Genomic DNA, 21,881 nt, shown 5'->3' with positions numbered 1-21,881 from the left:
CGGACTGCGCACTAGCCGTCGCGTCGCGCAAGCCGCGCGGCGCGGCCGCCCCGGCGCTCGCGCAATGCGCCGCCGCGCTCGGGCAGCTCGGCCATGACGGCGCGGCGCTCCTCGGGCGTCATCTTCGACCAGCGCGTGATCTCGTCGATGCTGCGATGGCAGCCGGTGCAGAGGCGCGTCTCGGGGTGGATCACGCATGTCTTGACGCAGGGGCTTTCGATCTCGTCCCGCCGCCAGAGCTTGTCGGTGTCCGAGGGGCGGTCGGTCATGGGCGGTCCTGCGACGCCGAGAGGTGCGCAAGCCGGTCGAGTGCGCCTTGCAGGATGTAGGCGGCGGCCACGTGGTCGATCACCTCGGCCCGGCGGCGCCGCGACGTGTCGGCCTCGAGCAACGCGCGTTCCGCGGCGACCGTGGACAGGCGCTCGTCCCAGAAGCCGATGGGCCCGTCCCAGAGCCGCGAGACGTTGCGCGCGAAGGCGCGGGTGGACTGGCAGCGCGGGCCTTCGCTGCCGTCCATGTTGCGCGGCAGGCCTAGCACGAGGCCCCCGATGACGCGTTGCTGCAGAACCGACAGCAGCGCTTCGGCGTCGAGGGTGAACTTGCGGCGGCGGATCGTCTGCAGCGGCGAGGCGACCGAGCGCATCGAATCCGACACTGCCACGCCGATGGTCTTGTCGCCGAGGTCGAGCCCGGCCAGCGCCTGCATCGGGCGCAGCGCGGCGGCGAAATCGGCAATGTCCTCGTGGATCATGGCATGGGACCCCGGGTCTGGCGGGGCTGGACGCGCTGCTGCCGTCGCGGGTGCCGGGCGCCGCCAGCGCGACACACGCCGGCCGGGACAACCGTGAGGCGGCGCCGTGCGGTCACTGGTCGATCCCCACCCTGGCCGCGGCCGCGGCCAGGGTGTCGAGCGCCTCTTGCGAACCGGCGAAAGCGGTCTGCGCCTCGGTCCAGATGGCGCGGGCGCGGTCGGTCTCGCCCAGCACGCCAAGCGCGGTGATCAGCCGGGCCCATTCCTCGGGCGGGCCGCCTTGGGTGGACAGGCGGTCGGAGAGGCCCGAGACCATGCCGCGGATCATTTCCATCCGCTGCTCGGGCGTCATCTGTGCGGCACTTTCCATGTCCTCGGCCGTTGGGCCGGGGGCCGGGCCGGGCGGCGTTGCAGCGGGATCTTGCGGTTCTGGCAGAGTATAGTCCGAGACGCCGGCGCGCCAGGCGAGGTCCTTGATCTGGGCGCGCAGGGGCGGCAGCCAAGGCGCGTCCGGCGGGCTTTCGCGCAGCAGGCGGTCCCAAGCATTGAAGGCTATGTCGGGCCGGCCGGTCTGGGCCATCATCAGCCCCGCGTAGTAGCGCGCCACGCCGTTGGTCGGATCGCGCGTCAGCGCGGCGTCGAGCGCGGCCTCGGCCTGGGGGCTGACATAGCCGCCTGCGGCGAGGATCATCATGTCCGCCAGGTCGGCGTAGTCACGCGCGGTCGCCGCGTCGCCCTTGGCTTCGATGATCGCCTGTTGCGCCTCGTAGGCCGCGACGAAATTGCCCAAGGCGGCTTCGGACCGGGCGAGCAGGGTCAGGCCCTCGATGTCGCCGGGTCGCTCGGCAACGGCGCCGCGCAGCTTCTGCACCAGTTCGAGGTAAGCGGGATCGATGTCGGGCGCCTGCGTGGCCGGCAGGCCGGCCTCGGCCTCGGCCTGGGTCGGGCGGGTCTGGCGCGCGTCCTCGGCCGCCGCGATGCGGCTCTGGCGCGGCAGGTCGGGATAGCCCGGCGCACCAAGCCGGGTGTAGAGCGCGAAGCCGCCGATCACCACCAGCGCCACCGTCAGTGCCGCCACTGCGCGGGAAGCCGTGCGCGGCTGCTCGGGGCCGGCGGTGTCGGTGCGGGCGGCGCTGTCGGCCGCCAGGATCCGGCGCGACACCTCGGTGCGCAGCCGCTCGGCCTCGTCCGCGGGGATGGTGCCGCGCGCCAGATCGCGGTCTATCTCGGCCAGCTGGTCCCGGTAGACCCGCAGGTCGGATGCCTGCGCCGGGGCGTCGTCGCGCCGCCCTCGCAGCACCGCGAGCGCCAGCAGCGCGGCCACGGCCAGCGCCATCGCGCCCGTCACTCCCCAGAACAGCGTCATGTCGTCTCCGCCTCGTTGCGCCGCGCAGATGTAACCCCGCGCGGCCTCGGGCGAAAGGGTTGTCGGGGCGCGGCAGATCGCCCCCGTCGTATATGCGGAACGCCCATGTCGCTTCTGCGTCGCATTGCGCCGCTTGCGGGCGGCGGACGCGGTGATACGCCTTGCTACTGGGAAGGGCAGGATGCCCCGGGATTCGGATGCCATGAAACGTTATTCCGCCTTCGCCGTCGCCCGTGAGGCGTTGACCGGCCATCGCGGCTGGGAGCGGGCCTGGCGCCGTGCGCAGCCCAAGGCGCGCTACGACGTGATCATCGTCGGCGCGGGCGGGCACGGCCTTGCGACCGCCTACTACCTCGGCAAGCGGTTCGGCATCACCAACGTGGCGGTGTTGGAAAAGGGCTGGCTGGGCGGCGGCAATACCGGGCGCAACACGACGATCATCCGGTCGAACTATCTCCAGGACCCGTCGGCCGCGATCTACGAGAAGTCGCGCGCCCTCTACGAGACGCTGAGCCAGGACCTGAACTACAACGTCATGTTCAGCCCGCGCGGCGTCATGATGCTGGCCCAGACCGAACACGAGGTGCGCGGCTACCGGCGCACCGCGCATGCCAACGCGCTTCAGGGGGTCGAGACGCGGTTCATCACCCCCGCCGAAGTGAAGAAGATCGTGCCGATCATCCGCCTCGAAGGGCCGCGCTACCCGGTGCTGGGCGCGCTGTGGCAGGCGCGGGGTGGCACCGCGCGGCACGACGCAGTGGCCTGGGGCTACGCGCGGGCGTGCTCGGCGATGGGCATGGACATCATCCAGCAATGCGAGGTCACCGGCATCCGCCGCGACGGCGACCGCGTGACCGGCGTCGACACCACCAAGGGCGCCATCGCCTGCGACAAGCTGGGGCTGGTGGTCGCGGGCCATTCCGGCGTGCTGGCGCAGATGGCCGGGTTCCGGCTGCCGATCGAATCCGTGGCGCTGCAGGCGCTGGTCTCCGAGCCGATCAAGCCGATCATGGACTGCGTCGTCATGGCCAACACCGTGCACGGCTACATGAGCCAGTCCGACAAGGGCGAGATGGTCATCGGCGGCGGCGCGGACGGCTACAACAACTACACCCAGCGGGGAAGCTTCCACCATGTCGAGGAAACCGTGCGCGCGCTGATCGAGACCTTCCCGATGCTCTCGCGGCTCAAGATGCTGCGCTGGTGGGGCGGGATCGTCGACATGACGGGTGACCGCTCGCCCATCCTGTCGAAGACGCCGCTTCAGAACTGTTTCGTCAATTGCGGCTGGGGCACTGGCGGGTTCAAGGCGATCCCCGGCTCGGGCTGGGGCTTCGCCGAGCTGATGGCCAAGGGGCACGCGCCGCTGACGGACTCGTTCTCGCTCGACCGATTCCGCGAGGGGCGCTTCATCGACGAATCCGTCGCCGCCGGGGTGGCACATTGACCCGCGCGGCGGAAACGCGCGCGGACGTGGCGGGGCCGGTCGTCGCGCGGCGGTGTTGCACGCGGGCATCGCATCGGCGGCGTGCCGCACGCGTCGGGAACTCGGGGCGCGCACGAAAGGTTGATCGCGCAGACCACCAACGCGAAAAGGACCCGTCATGCTGCGTAACATCATTCTCATCGTCATCGCCATCATCATCCTGCTGGTCGTGCTGTTCGCCTGGGGCGTCTTCGAGGCCGGCGACGAGGCGCTTGAAGCCACCACGCCCGGCGCCGAGATCGAGGAAGGCACCGTTGTCGAGCCCGAGCCGCTCGAAGAGGCCACCGAGCCGGAACCGCTCGAAGTCGACTGAGGTCGAACACGCATTCCGGCAGGGCGATGCGTGCGGCCATGTAACGGCGCGCATCGCCTCTGCTTGCAAACGCATCCCGCAACAGCGGGGTGCGTCATGCTGATCCTGACCTGCCCATGCTGCGGCGTCGCCGCGGACGAGATCGAGCTTGCCCCCGGCGGGCAAGCGCACATCGCCCGGCGTGGCCCCGACAGCACCGACGCCGCGTTCGAGGAATACCTGTTCCTGCGCGACAACCCGCGCGGCGTGCATTTCGAGCGCTGGCGCCATGCGATGGGCTGCGGCAAGTGGTTCCACGCCGCGCGCTGCACCGCCACGAACGAGGTCTTCGGCACCTATCCCGCGCAGACGACCGAGCCGCCGCAGGAGATCCGCGACCGGATCGCCGAACGCCGAACCGACCAGCCGAAAGATTCCCGCGCATGAGCACCCGTCTCGCCACAGGCGGCCGGCTGATCGACCGCAGCCGCCAGGTCAGCTTCACCTTCGACGGGACCACGTTGCGCGGCCATCCGGGCGACACGCTCGCCTCGGCGCTGCTTGCCTCGGGCCGCACACTGGTCGGGCGCAGCTTCAAGTATCACCGCCCGCGCGGGGTGATCGCCTCGGGCGCCGAGGAGCCGAACGCGCTGGTCGGGCTGGGGCAGGGCGACCGGTTCGAGCCCAACGCCCGCGCCACCACGACAGAACTGTTCGACGGGCTGCAGGCCGCCTCGCAGAATTGCTGGCCCAGCCTCGACTACGACGTGGGCGCGGTGAACGCGGCGCTGTCGCGGTTCCTGCCCGCTGGCTTCTACTACAAGATGTTCATCCATCCCCGCGCCTTCTGGAAACACGTCTACGAACCGTTCATCCGCCATTCGGCCGGTCTTGGCCGCGCGCCTGCGGTCGAGGCGCGCGATCCCGACCGCTATGAGCATTTCCACCACCACACCGACGTACTGGTGGTCGGAGGCGGCGTGGCCGGCCTGCAGGCGGCGAAGACGGCGGGCGAATCCGGGCTGCGCGTGCTGCTGGTCGAGCAGACGGGCCATTGGGGCGGCCGCGCGCCGGTCGACGGCGGCACGATCGACGGCAAGACGCCCGAGGACTGGATCGGCGACACGCTGCAGGCGCTCGACAACATGCCGAACGTCACGCTGCGCCTGCGCCTCCAGGGGGCGGGGCTGTACGACCACGGCTACGTCCTGGGTTACGAGCGTCTGGCGGATCATGCGCCCGACGCGCCCGGCCCGCGCCACCGGCTGTGGCGCATCCGCGCGGGGCGCATCGTGACCGCCACCGGCGCGATCGAGCGTCCGCTGCCCTTCGCGGGCAACGACCGTCCCGGCGTGATGCTGGCCTCGGCCGTGCGCGACTACATCGTCAACTGGGGCGTCTCGGCCGGCGACCGGCTGGTGGTGGTGACCAACAACGACGACGCCTACCGCACGGCGCTGGCGCATCACCGCGCGGGGCTGACGGTCCCGGCGGTGCTGGACGCACGACCCGAGGGTGGCGGCGCCCTGATGGCCGAGGCGCAGGCCGCCGGCATCCGCGTGCTGACCGGCCGCGGCATCGCACAGGTCAACGGCACGCGCGCCCTCACCGGCGTCGAAATCTGCGCCCAGGCGGGTGAGGGCACGCCGCTCGAGACCATCGCCTGCGACGCGGTCGCCATGTCGGGCGGATGGTCGCCGGTCGTGCACCTGTGGTCGCATTGCGGCGGCAAGCTGGTCTGGGACGAGGCCGCGGCAGCCTTCCGCCCCGATCCCGACCGCGCGCCGATCGGTCAGGATGGCGCATCCAACGTCATCGCCGCAGGCGCCGCGAACGGGCAGGGGGACCTGAGCTCCATCCTGAAAGATGCTGAAAAGGCCGGAAAAACCGCCGCGCGCGATCTCGGCGGCACCCCGTCCGACGCGTCCGCGCCCGACGCGGAACAACCGGCCGAGGCGCCGCTCGCCCCGGTCTGGATGATGCCGCAGGGGGCACCCCACGCGCTGCGCGCCAAAGCGTTCCTCGACTTCCAGAACGACGTGAAGGTCTCGGACGTGCATCTCGCCGCGCAGGAGGGCTTCGAGTCGGTCGAGCACACCAAGCGCTACACCACGCTGGGTATGGCCACCGACCAGGGAAAGATGAGCAACATCAATGGACTGGCCGTACTTTCTCGGGCGTTGAACGCACCGATCCCGCAGGTCGGCACCACCACCTTCCGGCCGCCCTACACGCCGGTGTCGATGGGCGCCATCGCGGGCGAGGCGCGCGGTCCGCTGTTCCAGCCGATCCGCCGCACGCCGCTGCACGACTGGCACGAAACCCACGGCGCCAAGTGGGAGCCGGTGGGCCAATGGCGCCGGCCCTACTGCTACCCTCGCGCGGGCGAGGACAAGCACGCCGCCGTCGCGCGCGAGATCGACGCGACCCGCGGCAGCCTCGGGCTGCTCGACGCCTCGACGCTGGGCAAGATCGTGGTGAAGGGGCCGGATGCGGGCCGCTTCCTCGACATGCTCTACACCAACATGATGAGCACGCTGAAACCCGGCCGCTGCCGCTACGGGTTGATGTGCTCCGAGAACGGCTTCCTGATCGACGACGGCGTGGTCGCGCGGCTGGATGACGACACGTTCCTGTGCCACACCACCACCGGCGGCGCCGACCGCATCCATGCCCACATGGAGGACTGGCTGCAGACCGAATGGTGGGACTGGAAGGTCTACACCGCCAACCTGACCGAACAATTCGCGCAGATCGCCGTGGTCGGCCCGAACGCGCGCAAGCTGCTGGAAAAGCTGGGCGGCATAGACGTTTCGGCCGAAACGCTGCCCTTCATGGCCTTTGCCGAGGGCCAGCTTGCCGGCCACCCGGTGCGCGTCTTCCGCATCTCGTTCTCGGGCGAACTCAGCTACGAGATCGCCGTGCCGGCGGGGCAGGCGCGCGCGCTGTGGGACAGGATCGTGGACGCCGGCGCCGAGTGGCAGATCACCCCCTACGGCACCGAGGCGCTGCACGTGATGCGCGCCGAGAAGGGCTTCATCATGATCGGGGACGAGACCGACGGCACGGTCATCCCGCAGGACCTGGGCCTCGACTGGGCGATCTCGAAGAAGAAGGACGACTACCTGGGCAAGCGCGCGCAGGCCCGAAGCCACATGACCGACCCCGACCGGTGGAAGCTGGTCGGCCTGAAGACGCTCGACGGCTCGGTTCTGCCCGACGGCGCCTACGCCGTGACCGAAGGCACCAACGTCAACGGCCAGCGCAACACCGAAGGACGCGTGACCTCCAGCTACCACTCGCCCACGCTGGGCCACGGCATCGCGATGGGGCTGGCGCATCGCGGTCCCGAGCGGATGGGCGAGGTGCTGACCTTCATGCGCGACGACGGCAAGACCGCGATCGAGGCGCGCATCGTCGACCCGGTGTTCTTCGATCCCGAGGGGGCAAAGCAGAATGTCTGATCCGGTCCTGCCGCTGGGCGGCGCGCGTTTCGACGGTCTGATCGCGGTCGAGGAAGTGCCCCAAGGCATGGTCGCCCTGCGCGGCTCGCTGGACGCGGAGGCCGTCAAGGCTGCCGTCACCGAGCTGACCGGCGCCGCCATGCCCGATCCGCTGCGGGCCACGCGGCAGGGTGACCACGCGCTGCTGTGGATGGCGCCGGACGAGCTGCTGATCCTGCTGCCCCGCGCGGACGGCCCGCAGGCGGCGCGGGACCTTGCTGACACGCTGTCCGGTGAACACGCGCTGGTGACGGATGTCTCGGACGCGCGCGCGGTCTTCGCGCTGAGCGGCGACGACGGGCGCCTGCGCGAGACGCTGGCCAAGCTCACGTCGGCCGACCTGTCCCCCGGCGCCTTCGCGCCCGGCACCGTCCGGCGCACCCGACTGGCGCAGATCCCGGCCGCGCTGTGGCTGACCGAGCCCGGCGTCGCGCGCGTCCTGTGCTTCCGGTCGGTGGCCCGCTACGCCTTCGATCTTCTGAGCGAAGCCGGCCGCGAGGGAAGCGCGGTGGAAGTTCTCTGACGTCGTCCGCGGCAGTCGTGCCCTTCGTTCGCGTGCTATAGTCCGCGCGGTTTGCCAGTAAATCAGTTTTCCGGTCACCAGGCTTTTTCGCCGCGCCTCAGGCGCCATTCCTTCTGCGCCCCGAGCATCCGCGGCATCGTCGGCCAGGTCGCGTCGGCGGGCGATCAGGCCGTCCGCCAACCGTGCGACGCCGACGTATGACGCAGCGGCACTTGACCTCACGCGGCGCGCGGCACAGGTAAGGGGCAACGCAAACAACCAACGAGGGGTGACACCATGGCTTTCGAACTTCCCGACCTTCCCTATGCCCACGACGCGCTTGCATCCAAGGGCATGTGCCAGGAAACGCTCGAATACCACCACGACATCCACCACAAGGCCTATGTCGACAACGGCAACAAGGCCATTTCGGGGACCGAGTGGGAGAACAAGACGGTCGAGGAGATCGTCAAGGGCACCTACGACCCGAACGCCGTCGCGCAGTCCGGCGTCTTCAACAACGCCAGCCAGCACTGGAACCACACCCATTTCTGGGAGATGATGGGCCCCGGCGCCAACGCCATGCCCTCCGAGCTGGAAAGCCGCTTGACGGACGCCTTCGGCTCGGTCGACGATTTCAAGAAGGAATTCGCCGCCGCCGGTGCCGGTCAGTTCGGCTCGGGCTGGGCTTGGCTGGTGGTCGACAAGGACGGCAGCCTGAAGGTCACCAAGACCGAGAACGGCGTGAACCCGCTGTGCTTCGACCAGACCGCGCTGCTGGGCTGCGACGTGTGGGAGCATTCCTACTACATCGACTTCCGCAACAAGCGTCCTGCCTACCTGCAGAACTTCCTCGACAACCTCGTCAACTGGGAGAACGTGGCCGAGCGCCTGTCCAAGGCCTGATCGCCAATCCCTGTTCCGACGCGTGACAGCAGCGCCCCCGTCCCCGCGACCGGGGCGTTTCTATTTCCGCGGCCGCGACGCGGCCATCGCCTTGCATCTTCGATCCGGTGAAAATATCCCAAGGGCATCGCCCCGAGGGGGCGGCGGGGCCGCGCCCCGACTTCGCCAACCCCGGAGCCTGCAATGGACAGCGCACGCAGCGGCGTCATAGCCATGGTCGCCGCCTGCGTCATCTGGGGGCTCTCGCCGCTCTACTACAAGCTGCTGTCCCACGTCCCCCCGCTCGAGGTGCTGGCCCATCGCACGCTGTGGTCGCTGGTCACCTTCGCGATCTTCCTCGGCATGCAGGGCCGTCTGCGCATGTTGGGGGCCGCGCTGGGAACCGCCCGCGCAGCCGGCCTGACCACCGCCGCGGCGGTGGCGATCTCGTGCAACTGGTTCCTGTTCATCATGTCGGTCCAGACCGGCCGGACGACAGAAGCCAGCCTCGGCTACTACATCTTTCCGCTGGTGGCGGTCCTGCTGGGCGTACTGGCCTTCGGCGAACGCCTGGCGAAACTGCAGTGGGCGGCTGTGGCACTCGCCGCGGCCGCGGTGGTGGTGATGACGCTGGGCGAGGGGGTGACGCCGTTGATCTCGCTGATGATCGCCTTCACCTTCGGGATATACGGGCTTGTGAAGAAGGGTCTTTCCGTCGGCCCCGTCGTTTCGGTCACGGCCGAGGTCACGGTGCTGGCGCCGCTGGCGATGGGCTGGCTGGTCTGGACGCACCTCGAAGGCGGCGGAGCATATGCCGCGGACCCGGCCACCACGGCACTGCTGATGGTGTCCGGCCCGCTGACGGCCGTGCCGCTGGTGCTGTTCTCGCGGGCGGCCGTGCGGGTGCGCTATGCCACCGTCGGGCTGATCCAGTACCTCAACCCGACACTGCAGTTCTTCTGCGCGGTCATCATCTTCGCCGAGCCGTTCACCACGGTGCACGCCGCCGTCTTCGGCCTGATCTGGGCGGCGCTGGCGCTTTATTCGGCGTCGGCCTTCGCATCCGACAGGGCGCGGCGCAGAAGGCCCATCACCTCTGTGGCCGAGCCGCCCGAGCGTACGAAGTCCAGCAGCGACGCATCGGCAAAGCCCGCGCGCACCACGTGATCCAGCAGCCCGTGCAGCGGCGCCCAGAAGCCGTTCACGTCCAGCAGCACGATCGGCTTGCCGTGCAGGCCCAGCTGGCGCCAGGTCAGCGCCTCGAAGAATTCGTCCAGCGAGCCCGCGCCGCCGGGCATCACGACGATGGCGTCGGCGTTCATCAGCATGACCTTCTTGCGCTCGTGCATCGTCTCGGTGACGACGAAGGACGTGAGATCCCGCTTGCCCACCTCGAGATCCATCAGGTGCTTGGGGATCACGCCGAAGGTGCGCCCGCCCGCCTCCTGCGCCGCGCGCGCCACCGCGCCCATGAGGCCCACGTCGCCGGCGCCGTAGACCAGCTGCCAGCCCGCGTCGGCGATGGCGCGACCCAGCGCGGTGGCCTCGTCGGCGTGGGCGGGGTCGCCGCCCATGCGCGAGCCGCAGTAGACGCAGATGGATGTGGTGGACATGGCACGCTCCGGCGTAAAGGAAATCTCGATTTTGACCGGTGATAATCCGGCTGATATACGGGCTCAACCGCCGTTTGGGGCGGCTTCTCGGGGGATTTCGGGCATGTCCAGCGCAGGGATCGGCGCATGAGCAGGGCTGCGCTGTTCGGCGGGCTGGCGGCAGGCGCGGCAGCGGTGGTCGTGGCTGTGGCGGTGGGCGACGGATGGCTTCGGCCGGACGTCGCGCCGCTGCAAGAGGATGGCGCGGGTCCCATGCCCCCTACGGATGTGGACGCATCCCCGGCTCCGGCGAAACCGGCCGCCGGCGGCCCAAAGACAACGACACCGGTGACAGCGACACCGGACGAAACGCCGCCCGCGCCGGACCCGACGCCCGTGCCCGACCCCTTGGAAGCGGCAGGCGGCTCGCCCACGGATGATGGTGCCGCGACGGGCTCTCCGGCACCTGTCCCGCCGGCCAGCGAGGCCCCTGCGGTCGCGGACGCCGACCCCATCGTACCGATGCCCGACGCAACGACACCCGACGCGCCAGGCGTGGCACTCCGCGAGGGCGGCGACATCTCCGCACCGGCCGCTGCGCCCGAAGCGCCCGGTGGCGTCACAGCCGAGCCCGCGATGCCCGCAACGGGTGTCGCGATGCCTGCCTTCGACCTCGTCCGGGCCGAAAGCGACGGCAGCGCGCTGGTCGCCGGCTCGGCCGAGCCGGGCGCCGCGGTCGAGCTTCTGCTCGACGGAGAGGTCGCGGCGCGCACCGACGTGGCAGGCGACGGCCGCTTCGTCCTTTTCCTCGACATGCCGGATGACGGCCGGGCGCATGTGCTGGCATTGCGGCAGAGCGCGGGGGACAGCGTCATTGTCTCGCTTGACGAGGTCATCGTAGCGCCGCCCACGGCGTTGGCCGCCGCCGCTCCGCATCCCGAGGAGCGCGACCGTCAAGCCGGTGCGCCGCGGGGAGTCGAGCCGCAGGGCCAACCGGCGGCTGACGATCCGGACGGCCGCACCGAACACTCCGCGTTGGCGACCGCGGTCCCGCCTGCGGCAGACGCACCGGCGATGCCAGGGGCCATGCCTTCCGCTGCCGCCTTGCGCAGCCTTGGCGAACGGGTCGGCGCGGGACCAGCCGTCTCGGAGGCGGACGGCGGACGGGACGTTGCCTGGCCGGATGCGCCCGAAGCTGCGGACGCGGCGACGGCCATGCTACGTTCGGGCCTGTCCTCGGCAGGGGTTGCCACGCCACCCGACGCGCCGGGACCTCAGGCCCGGTCCATCACCGAGGCGGGCAAGGAAGCGGCGCCCGCTGCGGACTTGGACACGGCGGAGCCAGCGTCCGATACGCGGGATCGCGCGGCAACGGGCGCCGAGCCGCCCGCGCGCGGTGCCCCGTCGCGGTTCGTCGCGGATGCCGGGGCCACTGCTTCTGGTACGGTTGGTGCGGCGGGCGACGGTGCGGACACGGTTGCGACCGATGGCGAAGGCCGCGCCGCACCGGACAGCACGGGCGCGGATCTCGGCGACGTCGTCGCCGGCTCCGACGCGATGGCGCCCTCCGGCGCAGGCGGCGACGCGCCTACTCTGTCCACCTTGGCCAAGGTGGCGGACCTCGCGGCCGAAGATGACACGGGGGGCGCTGTAACGACCACCGGCGAAGACGCCCCCGCCGCCGAAAGCGCCGCGCCGCGAACCCTGTCTGCGCCGGCGGAAATCACTCTGCCGCAAACGCCCTCGGCGGGCGCACCGGTCGACATCGCCGCCGCGCCCGCGCCCGAACCGGCCGGTCCGGCGCGGCCGATGGTGCTGCGATCCACGCCTCAGGGCGTCGAGGTCATGCCCGACGCCCCGCTTGCCCCGGGGCAGGTCGCGCTTGACCAGGTGACCTACGACGATGCGGGCGCGGTGCAGTTTGCCGGGCGGGGCGACGGCGGCGGCTTCGTGCGGCTCTATCTCGACAATGCGCCGGTCGGCACCGCGCGGATCGCCGCCGACGGCCGCTGGCGGACCACGCTGCCGCAGGTCGATACCGGAACCTACACGCTGCGCGTGGACCGGATCGACGAAAGCGGCGCGGTCACCGCGCGCGCCGAAAGCCCGTTCCGGCGGGTCGATCCTGCCGTGCTAGCCAGCGCCCGTGCCGACGGTGCCGCGGTCAGCGTCACGGTCCAGCCCGGCAACACGCTGTGGGGGATCTCGCGCGTCCGCTACGGCGAGGGCATCGACTATGTCCGCATCTTCGACGCCAACCGCGACCAGATCCGCGATCCCGACCTGATCTATCCCGGGCAGATCTTCGACCTGCCGGAGTGATCGCGCCGGCTCGGGCGCGCCCTCTTCCAAGCGCCGCGGCCAGCCGTTAGTCAGGGCAGGAAAGGATCGCCATGGCCACCGACACCCCGCAGGGTTCCAACTCGTCCCGAAACGCCGCCCGCGCCGCGCGGGACCGCGAGGCGGCAAAGGCAGGGCGGCGCGACGCCGTGATCGACGAGCGACGCGACGCCGCCGCCATCGCCGCCGAAGAGCGCCGCTCGGGGCTGCGCACGATCCGCAAGGTCGGCCCTTATCTATGGCCCGCCGACAAGCCGTGGGTGAAACGCCGCGTGGTGATCGCGCTGGGACTGCTGACGCTGGCCAAGGCCATCTCTGCCGTAACGCCGATCCTCTACAAGTACGCCGTCGACACGCTGTCTGGCGAGGCGTCGGACCTGCTGCTGGGCGCGGTCGGTCTGACCGTCGCCTATGGTCTGGCGCGGCTGATGTCGGGCGGGTTCCAGCAATTGCGCGACGCGGTCTTCGCCAGGGTGGGCCAGACCGCCCTGCGCCAGCTCGCGCTCGAGACGTTCTCGCACATCCACCGCCTGTCGCTCAGCTACCACCTCACTCGGCGCACCGGCGGGCTCAGCCGGATTATCGAGCGCGGGGTCAAGGGCGTCGAATTCCTGCTGCGCTTCCTGCTGTTCTCGATCGTGCCGCTCGCCCTGGAACTGCTGCTGGTGGCGGTGATCCTCTTCTTCGCCTTCGACGTCTGGTACCTCGCGGTGGTCGTGGTGACCATCGGCGCCTACGTGCAGTTCACCTTCAAGGTCACCGAGTGGCGGGTGAAGCTGCGGCGCGAGATGAACAGGCAGGACACCGACGCCAACCAGAAGGCGATCGACAGCCTTCTGAACTTCGAGACGGTCAAGTATTTCGGCGCCGAGGCGCGCGAGGCCGCCCGCTATGACCGCGCGATGGAAAACTACCAGGCGGCGGCGATCAAGACGGCGACCTCGCTCGCCTTCCTGAATTTCGGGCAAAGCTTCATCATCACGGCCGGCCTCGTGATCGTGATGGTCATGGCCTCGCTCGGCGTGCAGTCGGGCGCGCTGACCGTGGGCGATTTCGTCATGGTCAACGCCTACATGATCCAGCTGACGATGCCGCTGGGGTTCCTGGGCACCGTCTACCGCGAGATCCGGCAGGCGCTGACCGACATGGGCGAGATGTTCGACCTGCTCGAACAGCCGCGCGACGTCGACGACCGCCCCGGGGCGAAAGCCATCGACGTGACGCGCGGCGTGGTGCGGTTCGAGAACGTGCGCTTCGGCTACGATCCGGCGCGGCCCATCCTCAAGGGCGTCGACCTGGCCGTCGGCGCAGGCGAAAGCGTGGCGTTGGTGGGGCCGTCGGGATCGGGCAAGTCCACGATCGGCCGGCTGCTGTTCCGCTTCTACGACGTGGGCGGCGGCGCCATCACCATCGACGGGCAGGACATCCGCGACGTGACGCAGGACAGCCTGCACGCCGTCATCGGGGTCGTGCCGCAGGACACGGTGCTGTTCAACGACACGATCCGTTACAACATCGCCTACGGGCGCGACAACGCCACCGACGCGCAGATCGAAGCGGCCGCCCGCGCAGCCCAGATCCACGACTTCGTCCTGTCCCTGCCCGAAGGCTACGACACCCAGGTGGGCGAACGCGGACTGAAGCTGTCCGGCGGCGAGAAGCAACGCGTCGGCATTGCCCGCACGCTGCTGAAGGACCCGCCGATCCTGCTGCTGGACGAGGCGACGTCGGCGCTGGACTCCGAGACCGAATCCTCGATCCAGACCGCCCTGCGCCGCGCGGCCGAGGGGCGCACCGTGCTGACCATCGCGCACCGCCTCTCGACAATCGCGGACGCCGACCGCATCGTCGTGCTGCAGGACGGCGAGGTGGCCGAGCAGGGAACGCATGCCGACCTGCTCGCCCGCGGCGGCCGCTACGCATCGCTCTGGGCGCGCCAGCAGGCCGGGGAAGAGACGGCCTGATCGCCGCGCCGCCGGCAAGCATCCGGGCAAGGCGTCTAGGCCGCGCGTGAACGGCAGAACCGGTCCACATTTCTGACCGCATCCGTTGCGTATCGGAAACTTTCTTTCTAGACCGGATCGGGACGCACAGCCGCGTATCGCATTTACACGGGGAAGAGACATGGCCGATCGAGTGGACCGCCACGGATTGCAGGTCGACGCGCAGCTTGCGCGTTTTATCGAGGACGAGGCGCTGCCGGGCACGGATGTCGCCGCCGACGCCTTCTGGAAGGGGCTGAGCGACCTTGCCCATGATTTCGGTCCTCGCAACGCGCAATTTCTTGCCATTCGGGAGGACCTGCAGCGCCAGATCGACCAGTGGCACAAGGCGCGCGTCAACCAGCCGCACGACCACGAAGCCTACAAGGCTTTCCTGGAAGAAATCGGCTACCTGCTGCCCGAGGGCGAGGATTTCGAGATCGATACCGTCAACGTGGACCCCGAGATCGCCAGCGTCGCCGGGCCGCAGCTGGTGGTGCCGATCACCAACGCGCGTTACGCGCTCAACGCCGCCAACGCCCGCTGGGGCAGCCTCTACGACGGGTTCTACGGCACCGACGCGACGGGCTCGAAACCGCCCGCGGGCGGCTACGACAAGGGCCGCGGCGCGCGCGTCGTGGCGCGGGCGCGCGTCTTCCTCGACACCGCGTTCCCGATCGACGGCGGCAGCCACGCAGATGCCCGCCGCTATCACGTCAGCAAGGGTCAGCTGCTGGTCGACGACCGCCCGCTCGAAGAGCCGACCAAGTTCGTGGGCTTCCTCGGCCACCCCAAGGCACCGCAGGCGGTGCTGCTGCGCAACAACGGGTTGCACGTGGAACTGCGCTTCGACCGCACCCACCCGATCGGGTCGCGCGACCAGGCGGGCCTTGCCGACGTGCGGCTGGAATCGGCCGTCAGCGCGATCATGGATTGCGAGGATTCCGTCGCCTGCGTCGATGCCGAGGACAAGGTGCTGGCCTATCGCAACTGGCTGGGCCTGATGAAGGGCGACCTGACCGACAGCTTCGACAAGGGTGGCGAGACGGTCACCCGCGAGCTGAACGAGGACCCAGTCTACATCGCGGCAGGCGGTGGCGAAATGGCGGTCAACGGCCGCGCGCTGATGCTGGTGCGCAACGTCGGCCACCTGATGACCAACCCCGCGATCCTGACCCGCGACGGAGAGGAGATCTTCGAAGGGCTGATGGACGCCATGGTCACCGTCGCCATCGCCAAGCACGACCTCGCCAAGATCGAAGGGCTGCGAAACAGCCACGCGGGCAGCGTGTACGTGGTGAAGCCCAAGATGCACGGCCCCGACGAGGTCGCCTTCACCGACGAGATCATGACACACGTCGAACAGGTACTGGGCCTGCCGCGATACACCGTCAAGCTGGGCATCATGGACGAGGAACGCCGCACGACGGTGAACCTCAAGCAGTGCATCCGCGCCGCGAAGCACCGCGTCGCCTTCATCAACACCGGCTTCCTCGACCGCACGGGGGACGAGATCCACACCTCGATGGAGGCGGGGCCGTTCAGCCGCAAGGACTTCATCAAGCGCAAGGCCTGGATCGGCGGCTACGAGGATCGCAACGTCGATATTGGCCTCGAATGCGGGCTGTCGGGCCGCGCGCAGATCGGCAAGGGCATGTGGGCCATGCCCGACAAGATGGCCGCGATGCTCGAGGCGAAGATCGAGCACCCGAAGGCGGGGGCGAACTGCGCCTGGGTGCCGTCGCCGACCGCCGCCACGCTGCACGCGCTGCACTACCACCAGGTCGACGTCTTCGCGGTGCAGGAGGCCCTGCGCTCGGGCGGGCGGCGCGCGCACGTGGACACGGTGCTGGACATCCCGCTGGCCCGCTTCCGCAAGTGGTCGAAAGAGCAGATCACCCGCGAGGTCGAGAACAACGCACAAGGCATTCTCGGCTACGTGGTGCGCTGGATCGACCAAGGCGTCGGATGCTCGAAGGTGCCCGACATCCGCGACGTGGGCCTGATGGAGGACCGCGCCACCTGCCGGATCAGTTCCCAGCACATCGCCAACTGGCTGCACCACGGCGTGATCTCGCGCGACGACACCATGGCGATCATGCAGCGCATGGCCGAGGTGGTCGACCGCCAGAACGCCGACGATCCGCACTATCGCCCGATGGCGCCCGGTTTCGACGGCGTCGCCTTCCGCGCAGCCTGCGACCTGGTGTTCGAGGGGCGTGTTCAGCCCTCGGGCTATACCGAGCCGGTGCTGCACGCCCGACGGCTGGAGCTGAAGGCGCAGGCGGCGGGCTGAGGGTTTGCGCCCCGCTTGCGCGGGTCGCCACGGGGGGCGGGCGCGCTTCGCGCGCCCGCCCTGGCTTTGCCACTCGGCCGGTTCCCGATCCCGCGCCGAGGACCAGTCGGCGCGTTGCGATGAACGGAGTCTTCACGGCTGATCGCGAAGATGGAGCCGGCGCCCGCGTTGCTTGAAAACGGGCAGACGGCCGTGGTCGGGGCGGGCCGACTGCGACGTCGGCCTTTTGCCCGCCGCACTGGAAGGTTATGTTCCGACGAAAGGAGCGCGCACATGTCCAGACCCGTCATCGGCATCATCGGCAACCAGCACCTGGTCAACGACCAGTACCCGACCCATGCGGGCGGCGTGATGAACTCCGAGGCGGTGGCGCAGGTCTCGGATTGCGTGCCGATGCTGATCCCCGCCGATCCGGCCTTCGTCTCGGTGAACGAGCTGCTCGAGATCTGCGATGGGTTCCTGCTGACCGGCGGTCGGCCCAACGTGCATCCCGAGGAATACGGCGAGGAATGGACCGAGGCGCACGGCGCCCATGACCGCGCCCGCGACGCGGTCACGCTGCCGCTGGTGCGGGCCTGCGTCGAGCGCGGGCAGCCGGTCTTCGGCATCTGCCGCGGGTTTCAGGAGGTCAACGTGGCAATGGGCGGCTCGCTCTACCCCGAGATCCGCGACCTGCCGGGGCGGCTGAACCACCGGATGCCGCCCGACGGCACGCTGGAGGAGAAGTTCGCGCTGCGCCACATCGTCCGGCTGGTCGAGGGCGGCGTGTTCCATCGGCTGTTCGGCGCGACCGAGGTGATGACCAACACGCTGCACGGGCAGGGAATCAACCGACCGGGCAGCCGCGTCGTGATCGAGGGGCACGCGCCGGACGGGACGCCCGAGGCGATCCGGATCGACGGCGCGCCGGGCTTCACCCTGTCGGTGCAATGGCACCCGGAATGGGACGCGGCGAACGATCCGGTGTCGCGGCCGCTGTTCCGGGCCTTCGGGGATGCCGCGCGGGCCTGGGCCGAGGGGAAGCGGGCGCCGTTGCAACGCTCGGCCTGAGGGGCGCGAGGACCGATCGGAACGGGGCCCGGCCGCGTGTCCCACGATGGGACACGGATTCGCGCAAGCGAAATCAATGGCTTGCAGGGACGAATTAACCTTTCGTCAGGAATTGGTGCCGTTTGCCACGCCGGCGGGACGCCGGAAACTCGACTCGCACCGGGCTCAGATCGGCACGGCGCGGTGCTGGGGCCAGATCTCGAGCGCGCCGGCCAGCAGCACGAGCGCGCCGCCGGCGAGCTCGAACGGAGAGAGGTGCTCTCCGGCGAAGGCGGCGGCCGAGGTGGCGCCGACCAGGACCTCGGACATCAGCAGGATGCCGACGCGCGCGGGATCGAGCCGCGCGGTCGCCCAGATCAGCAGCGCGATGGCGCCCGACCACCACAGCGCGCCGGTGCCGAGCGCGAGGGCGATCGCGGGCAGCATGTCCGCCGGCAGGCCGGCCGATGGCCCCGACAGCAGCGGCACGCAGGCCAGCGCCGTGAAGGTCGCGCCCAGCGTGAAGACGCAGGCCGAGGTCGGCGGCGGCAGTGCTGGCCCGTTGCGGATGCCGATGGACGACACCGACCACAGGACGCCTGCGATCAGGCCCATCCATTCGCCCGCGCCGCGCGGCAGCGGCACCTGGCCCCCGGCGCCCAGCATGATCGCGAGGCCGGCGAGGCCCACCCCGACCGCGACCAGCCGCAGCGGGGGCGTGCGCAGGCCGAAGACGACGCGCGCGATCAGCACGCTCCAGACCGGGGTCAGGAAGTAGAGCAGCGCCACCAGCGCCACGCGGCCATAGAGGAACCCGATCGAGTAGAGCGCGAAGGCCGCGCCGCCGAGCGCCACCGGCACGGCGCCGGCAAGGCCCGCGCGCGCGGCGGCGCCCAGGCCGCGCAGGGCGAAGGGCACCAGCAGCAGGGTCGCGGCGCCCGCGATCGCCGCGGTGCCCCATGCGCCGCCAAGGCCCATCCCGGCCAGCGCGCGCACGGGTATCCAGTAGAAGCCCCAGAGCACGCCGCTGACGAGAACCAGCGCGGTTGCCACACGGATTTCGCCGATCTGCGTCATCGAGCCTCGGGCGTCTGGTTGAGAGAGCGGGTGCCGGGGCACCCTCCGCTCAGATGACGAAATCGAACCGCTTGCGCAAGGGCAGCTCGCGGGCCCGCTCGCCGGTCAGGTCGAAGATCGCGTTCGCGAGCGCCGGGGCGGCGGGGGGCGTGCCGACCTCTCCGATGCCGCCGATCCGGTCCTGCACCTGCAGGATGCGGGTCTCGACCTTCGGCATCTGCGTCATGCGCAGCGGTTCGTAGTCGGGGAAGTTCTTCTGCTGGGCCACGCGCCCGTCGAAGGTGATTTCCTCGCCGATGGCCGCGGACAAGCCGTAGACCATGCCGCCGGTCAACTGCGCCTCTATGATGCCGGGGTCCAGCGCCACGCCGGGATCGGCGGCGATCCAGGCGCGGGTCAGGCGGATCGCGGCGTCCTGGTCCTGCACTTCGATCACGATGGCGACGGGGGTGCCGAAGGAATAGACCATCGCGACGCCGCGCCCTGTGCCCTCGGGCTTGCCTGCGTCCCAGCCGGACAGGTCGCGAACGGCTTCGAGGACGCGCCAGGCGGGCTCCCACTCGTCGTAGGTGGCGTCCATGCGGAATTGCAGCGGGTCGGCGCCGGCGGCGTGGGCCAGCTCGTCGACGAAGCTTTCGTGGTAGAAGCCGTTATGCGAGGCGCCGACCGAGCGCCAGAACCCGATCGGCACGTCGAGATCGGCCAGATACCCGCGCACGCGGTAGTTCGGCACGGCGTAGGGCTGGTTGAACAACGCGTCGACGTGGCCCTTGTCGGCCCCGCCGGGCGCAAAGCCCGTCCAGCGGTCCAGCGCCTGGCGCGACACCGACGGGCCCGACACGGCGGCGTCGATCAGCACCGGGCGGCCGTCCTTCACCGCGCCGCGCATCCGCGCGATGCTGGCGGGGCGGTAGAAGTCGTGGGTCATGTCCTCTTCGCGCGACCAGGTCAGCTGCACCGGGGTGCCGGGCACGGCCTTGGCCACGCGGGTCGCGTAGACGGAAAAGTCGAGCTCGCCCCGCCGGCCGAAGCCGCCGCCCATGAGCGTGGTGTTGACCTCGACCTGCTCGGGGTCGATCCCCGCCTCGTTGGCGCAGGCGTCGCGCGTGAAGATCGGCGCCTGGTTGCCGCACCACAGGCGCAGGCCGTCCGGCGTGATCCACGCGGTGGCGGTCATCGGCTCCATCGTGGCGTGGGCGAGGAAGGGCGTGCGGTACTCGGCGGTGATCTCGACAGCGCCGTCGGGCAGGCTGTCGGCGTCGCCGTCGTCGCGCATGGTCGAGTTGGGGTCGCTGTCGAACCCCGCCTCGATCGCGGCGAACATCTCGTCCGTCGTGGCGGGGCCGGGCGGGATTTCCGCCCAGTCGATCCGCACGGCGTCGGCGGCCTGCTGGGCCAGCCAGGTGTTGGTCGCGATGACGGCGATGCCGTCGCCCACGTCGACGATGCGCTCGACCCCCGGCATGCGGGCGGCCTGCCGGTCGTCATAGGCCGCCATGCCGCCCCGGTGCGGCGCGCGGCGCAGGGCGGCGAAGCGCATGTCGGGCAGGCGCACGTCGATGGCGAATTGGGCGGTGCCGGTGGATTTCGCGGGCACGTCGAGGCGCGGCTGGGTCCTGCCGAGCAGGCGCCATTCCGCGGGTTCGCGCAGCACCACCTCGCCCGGATCGATGCCCGCCGCCTCGGCGGCGAGGTCGGCGTAAGCGATGCGTGTGCCGTCGGGCGCGATGACGGCGCCGGCCTCGGTGGTCAGGTCGACGCGGTCGACGTCCAGCCGGCGGGCGGCGGCCTCTTTCAGCGCCTCGCGGGTGGCCGCGCCCAGCACGCGCAGGCGCTCGAACCCGTCGCGCATGGCGGTCGAGCCGCCGGTGACCTGCAGGTCCAGCAACTTGCCGGCGCGGCCGACGAGTTCGGCAAAGTTGTTGCGCATCTCCGACGCATCGTAGCCCTTGCCGGGCAGCGCCTCGGCCAGCATGGCGGTGTTGTAATAGGCCTGCGCCGGCGGGCCGTGGATGACGCGGACGTGGGCGAGATCGACGTCCAGTTCCTCGGCCAGCAGCGCGGCCCAGGTGGTCCGGGTGCCCTGGCCCATCTCGGCGCGCGGCGCGACGAGCGTGATGCCGCCATCGCCGATCACCACAAAGGGGTTCATCGCGGTCTCGCCTTCGGGCGGGTCCAGCGGGTTGGCGGGAGGCTGGGCGACGTACCAGGCGCCGAAGGCCGCGCCGCCGAGGATGGCGACCGAGCCGAACAGGAACGTGCGGCGGGCGATCTTGCCGATGCTGGCCATGCTTTATGCCCCCTGCGCGGCGGCGCGGATCGCGGCGCGGATGCGGGGATAGGTGCCGCAGCGGCACAGGTTGCCCGACATGGCGGCGTCGATCTCGTCGTCCGACGGGTCGGGCGTGCGGGCCAGCAGGTCGGCGGCCTGCATGAGCTGGCCGGACTGGCAATAGCCGCATTGCGCGACCTGGTGCTCGATCCAGGCCGCTTGCAGGCGGTGCAGGGCGTCGGGATTGCCCAGCCCCTCGATCGTGGTGATCTCGCCCCAGACGTCCGCCAGCCGCACCTGGCACGAACGGGTGGCCTCTCCGTCGATGTGGACGGTGCAGGCGCCGCAGGCGGCGACGCCGCAGCCGTACTTGGTGCCGGTCAGGCCGAGCGCGTCGCGCAGGACCCACAGCAGCGGCACGTCGCCGGGCAGGTCGACGGCGTGTTCGGTGCCATTGACGGTGATCGAGGTCGGCATCGGCGCTCTCCGGGGTTCGGGATGAGGGGAT

General features: G+C 70.3%; 17 protein-coding genes and 1 pseudogene. 11 read left to right on the top strand and 7 right to left on the bottom strand.

The window, feature by feature from the left end:
• Positions 1 to 11: 11 nt before the first annotated feature.
• From BLW27_RS05200 to ccmI, 3 genes are all read right to left on the bottom strand, one after another.
• Positions 12 to 269 (bottom strand): DUF1289 domain-containing protein, encoded by a 258-nt coding sequence (locus BLW27_RS05200; RefSeq protein ID WP_089880290.1) that lies wholly within the window; start codon positions 267 to 269, stop codon positions 12 to 14.
• Complete coding sequence (ruvX, locus tag BLW27_RS05195) at positions 266 to 751, bottom strand: Holliday junction resolvase RuvX (RefSeq protein WP_089880287.1); 486 nt, start codon at positions 749 to 751, stop codon at positions 266 to 268. The genes BLW27_RS05200 and ruvX overlap by 4 nt, the downstream gene beginning before the upstream one ends.
• A gap of 112 nt (positions 752 to 863) precedes the next feature.
• On the bottom strand, positions 864 to 2,117 hold the full coding sequence (gene ccmI, locus BLW27_RS05190; protein ID WP_089880284.1) for a c-type cytochrome biogenesis protein CcmI: 1,254 nt from the start codon (positions 2,115 to 2,117) through the stop codon (positions 864 to 866).
• 202 nt (positions 2,118 to 2,319) lie between these two features.
• On the opposite strand from ccmI, the gene BLW27_RS05185 reads away from it, so the two are divergent.
• The 7 genes and pseudogenes from BLW27_RS05185 to rarD all read left to right on the top strand — a co-directional run.
• Entirely contained in the window at positions 2,320 to 3,564 is a 1,245-nt protein-coding gene (locus BLW27_RS05185; RefSeq protein ID WP_089880280.1) for a sarcosine oxidase subunit beta family protein, read from the top strand.
• Between the two features lie 157 nt (positions 3,565 to 3,721).
• On the top strand, positions 3,722 to 3,916 hold the full coding sequence (locus BLW27_RS05180; RefSeq protein WP_089880277.1) for a hypothetical protein: 195 nt from the start codon (positions 3,722 to 3,724) through the stop codon (positions 3,914 to 3,916).
• A gap of 96 nt (positions 3,917 to 4,012) precedes the next feature.
• On the top strand, positions 4,013 to 4,342 hold the full coding sequence (locus BLW27_RS05175) for a sarcosine oxidase subunit delta (protein WP_089880275.1): 330 nt from the start codon (positions 4,013 to 4,015) through the stop codon (positions 4,340 to 4,342).
• Positions 4,339 to 7,359 (top strand): sarcosine oxidase subunit alpha family protein, encoded by a 3,021-nt coding sequence (locus tag BLW27_RS05170; protein WP_089880272.1) that lies wholly within the window; start codon positions 4,339 to 4,341, stop codon positions 7,357 to 7,359. The genes BLW27_RS05175 and BLW27_RS05170 overlap by 4 nt, the downstream gene beginning before the upstream one ends.
• Complete coding sequence (locus BLW27_RS05165; protein WP_089880269.1) at positions 7,352 to 7,921, top strand: sarcosine oxidase subunit gamma; 570 nt, start codon at positions 7,352 to 7,354, stop codon at positions 7,919 to 7,921. The genes BLW27_RS05170 and BLW27_RS05165 overlap by 8 nt, the downstream gene beginning before the upstream one ends.
• Before the next feature lie 276 nt (positions 7,922 to 8,197).
• Entirely contained in the window at positions 8,198 to 8,806 is a 609-nt protein-coding gene (locus tag BLW27_RS05160) for a superoxide dismutase (RefSeq protein WP_089880267.1), read from the top strand.
• A gap of 183 nt (positions 8,807 to 8,989) precedes the next feature.
• Positions 8,990 to 9,748 (top strand): annotated as a pseudogene (rarD, locus tag BLW27_RS05155) (EamA family transporter RarD); the annotation flags it as partial.
• A 77-nt stretch (positions 9,749 to 9,825) separates the two neighbouring features.
• On the opposite strand, the gene BLW27_RS05150 reads toward rarD, so the two are convergent.
• On the bottom strand, positions 9,826 to 10,398 hold the full coding sequence (locus BLW27_RS05150) for an LOG family protein (RefSeq protein WP_089880264.1): 573 nt from the start codon (positions 10,396 to 10,398) through the stop codon (positions 9,826 to 9,828).
• Positions 10,399 to 10,524: 126 nt separating this feature from the next.
• Between BLW27_RS05150 and BLW27_RS21645 the strand changes: the two genes are divergently transcribed.
• From BLW27_RS21645 to BLW27_RS05125, 4 genes are all read left to right on the top strand, one after another.
• Positions 10,525 to 12,699, top strand: coding sequence for a LysM peptidoglycan-binding domain-containing protein (locus BLW27_RS21645; RefSeq protein ID WP_245710777.1), 2,175 nt, complete (start codon positions 10,525 to 10,527; stop codon positions 12,697 to 12,699).
• A gap of 71 nt (positions 12,700 to 12,770) precedes the next feature.
• Entirely contained in the window at positions 12,771 to 14,681 is a 1,911-nt protein-coding gene (locus BLW27_RS05135) for an ABCB family ABC transporter ATP-binding protein/permease (protein ID WP_089880256.1), read from the top strand.
• Positions 14,682 to 14,841: 160 nt separating this feature from the next.
• Entirely contained in the window at positions 14,842 to 16,995 is a 2,154-nt protein-coding gene (locus BLW27_RS05130) for a malate synthase G (RefSeq protein ID WP_089880253.1), read from the top strand.
• Positions 16,996 to 17,268: 273 nt separating this feature from the next.
• Positions 17,269 to 18,045: a gamma-glutamyl-gamma-aminobutyrate hydrolase family protein gene (locus BLW27_RS05125; protein ID WP_089880249.1), complete on the top strand. Its 777-nt coding sequence runs from the start codon at positions 17,269 to 17,271 to the stop codon at positions 18,043 to 18,045.
• 165 nt (positions 18,046 to 18,210) lie between these two features.
• Here BLW27_RS05125 and BLW27_RS05120 read toward each other — a convergent pair whose 3' ends face one another.
• Genes BLW27_RS05120 through BLW27_RS05110 form a run of 3 tightly spaced genes read right to left on the bottom strand, consistent with a single transcriptional unit; the run spans position 18,211 to position 21,850 of the window.
• A complete protein-coding gene (locus BLW27_RS05120; RefSeq protein WP_089880246.1) occupies positions 18,211 to 19,101 on the bottom strand; it encodes a DMT family transporter in 891 nt (296 codons plus the stop codon).
• Between the two features lie 49 nt (positions 19,102 to 19,150).
• A complete protein-coding gene (locus BLW27_RS05115) occupies positions 19,151 to 21,391 on the bottom strand; it encodes a xanthine dehydrogenase family protein molybdopterin-binding subunit (protein ID WP_089880241.1) in 2,241 nt (746 codons plus the stop codon).
• Between the two features lie 3 nt (positions 21,392 to 21,394).
• Complete coding sequence (locus BLW27_RS05110; RefSeq protein WP_089880238.1) at positions 21,395 to 21,850, bottom strand: (2Fe-2S)-binding protein; 456 nt, start codon at positions 21,848 to 21,850, stop codon at positions 21,395 to 21,397.
• Positions 21,851 to 21,881 lie beyond the last annotated feature (31 nt).

This window comes from Citreimonas salinaria, from assembly GCF_900107235.1.
GTDB classification, from domain to species: Bacteria; Pseudomonadota; Alphaproteobacteria; order Rhodobacterales; family Rhodobacteraceae; genus Citreimonas; species Citreimonas salinaria.
The sequence above is the reverse complement of the archived record's forward strand: the minus strand, read 5'-3'. Positions and strand labels throughout refer to the sequence as shown.

Coding starts and splice junctions, on each gene's coding strand:
- BLW27_RS05110 (WP_089880238.1), bottom strand. CDS start 21,850: ATGCCGACCTCGATCACCGTCAATGGCACCGAACACGCCGTCGACCTG.
- BLW27_RS05125 (WP_089880249.1), top strand. CDS start 17,269: ATGTCCAGACCCGTCATCGGCATCATCGGCAACCAGCACCTGGTCAAC.
- BLW27_RS05115 (WP_089880241.1), bottom strand. CDS start 21,391: ATGGCCAGCATCGGCAAGATCGCCCGCCGCACGTTCCTGTTCGGCTCG.
- BLW27_RS05180 (WP_089880277.1), top strand. CDS start 3,722: ATGCTGCGTAACATCATTCTCATCGTCATCGCCATCATCATCCTGCTG.
- BLW27_RS05150 (WP_089880264.1), bottom strand. CDS start 10,398: ATGTCCACCACATCCATCTGCGTCTACTGCGGCTCGCGCATGGGCGGC.
- BLW27_RS05130 (WP_089880253.1), top strand. CDS start 14,842: ATGGCCGATCGAGTGGACCGCCACGGATTGCAGGTCGACGCGCAGCTT.
- BLW27_RS05165 (WP_089880269.1), top strand. CDS start 7,352: ATGTCTGATCCGGTCCTGCCGCTGGGCGGCGCGCGTTTCGACGGTCTG.
- ccmI (WP_089880284.1), bottom strand. CDS start 2,117: ATGACGCTGTTCTGGGGAGTGACGGGCGCGATGGCGCTGGCCGTGGCC.
- BLW27_RS05160 (WP_089880267.1), top strand. CDS start 8,198: ATGGCTTTCGAACTTCCCGACCTTCCCTATGCCCACGACGCGCTTGCA.
- BLW27_RS05135 (WP_089880256.1), top strand. CDS start 12,771: ATGGCCACCGACACCCCGCAGGGTTCCAACTCGTCCCGAAACGCCGCC.
- BLW27_RS05120 (WP_089880246.1), bottom strand. CDS start 19,101: ATGACGCAGATCGGCGAAATCCGTGTGGCAACCGCGCTGGTTCTCGTC.
- ruvX (WP_089880287.1), bottom strand. CDS start 751: ATGATCCACGAGGACATTGCCGATTTCGCCGCCGCGCTGCGCCCGATG.
- BLW27_RS05175 (WP_089880275.1), top strand. CDS start 4,013: ATGCTGATCCTGACCTGCCCATGCTGCGGCGTCGCCGCGGACGAGATC.
- BLW27_RS21645 (WP_245710777.1), top strand. CDS start 10,525: ATGAGCAGGGCTGCGCTGTTCGGCGGGCTGGCGGCAGGCGCGGCAGCG.
- BLW27_RS05185 (WP_089880280.1), top strand. CDS start 2,320: ATGAAACGTTATTCCGCCTTCGCCGTCGCCCGTGAGGCGTTGACCGGC.
- BLW27_RS05170 (WP_089880272.1), top strand. CDS start 4,339: ATGAGCACCCGTCTCGCCACAGGCGGCCGGCTGATCGACCGCAGCCGC.
- BLW27_RS05200 (WP_089880290.1), bottom strand. CDS start 269: ATGACCGACCGCCCCTCGGACACCGACAAGCTCTGGCGGCGGGACGAG.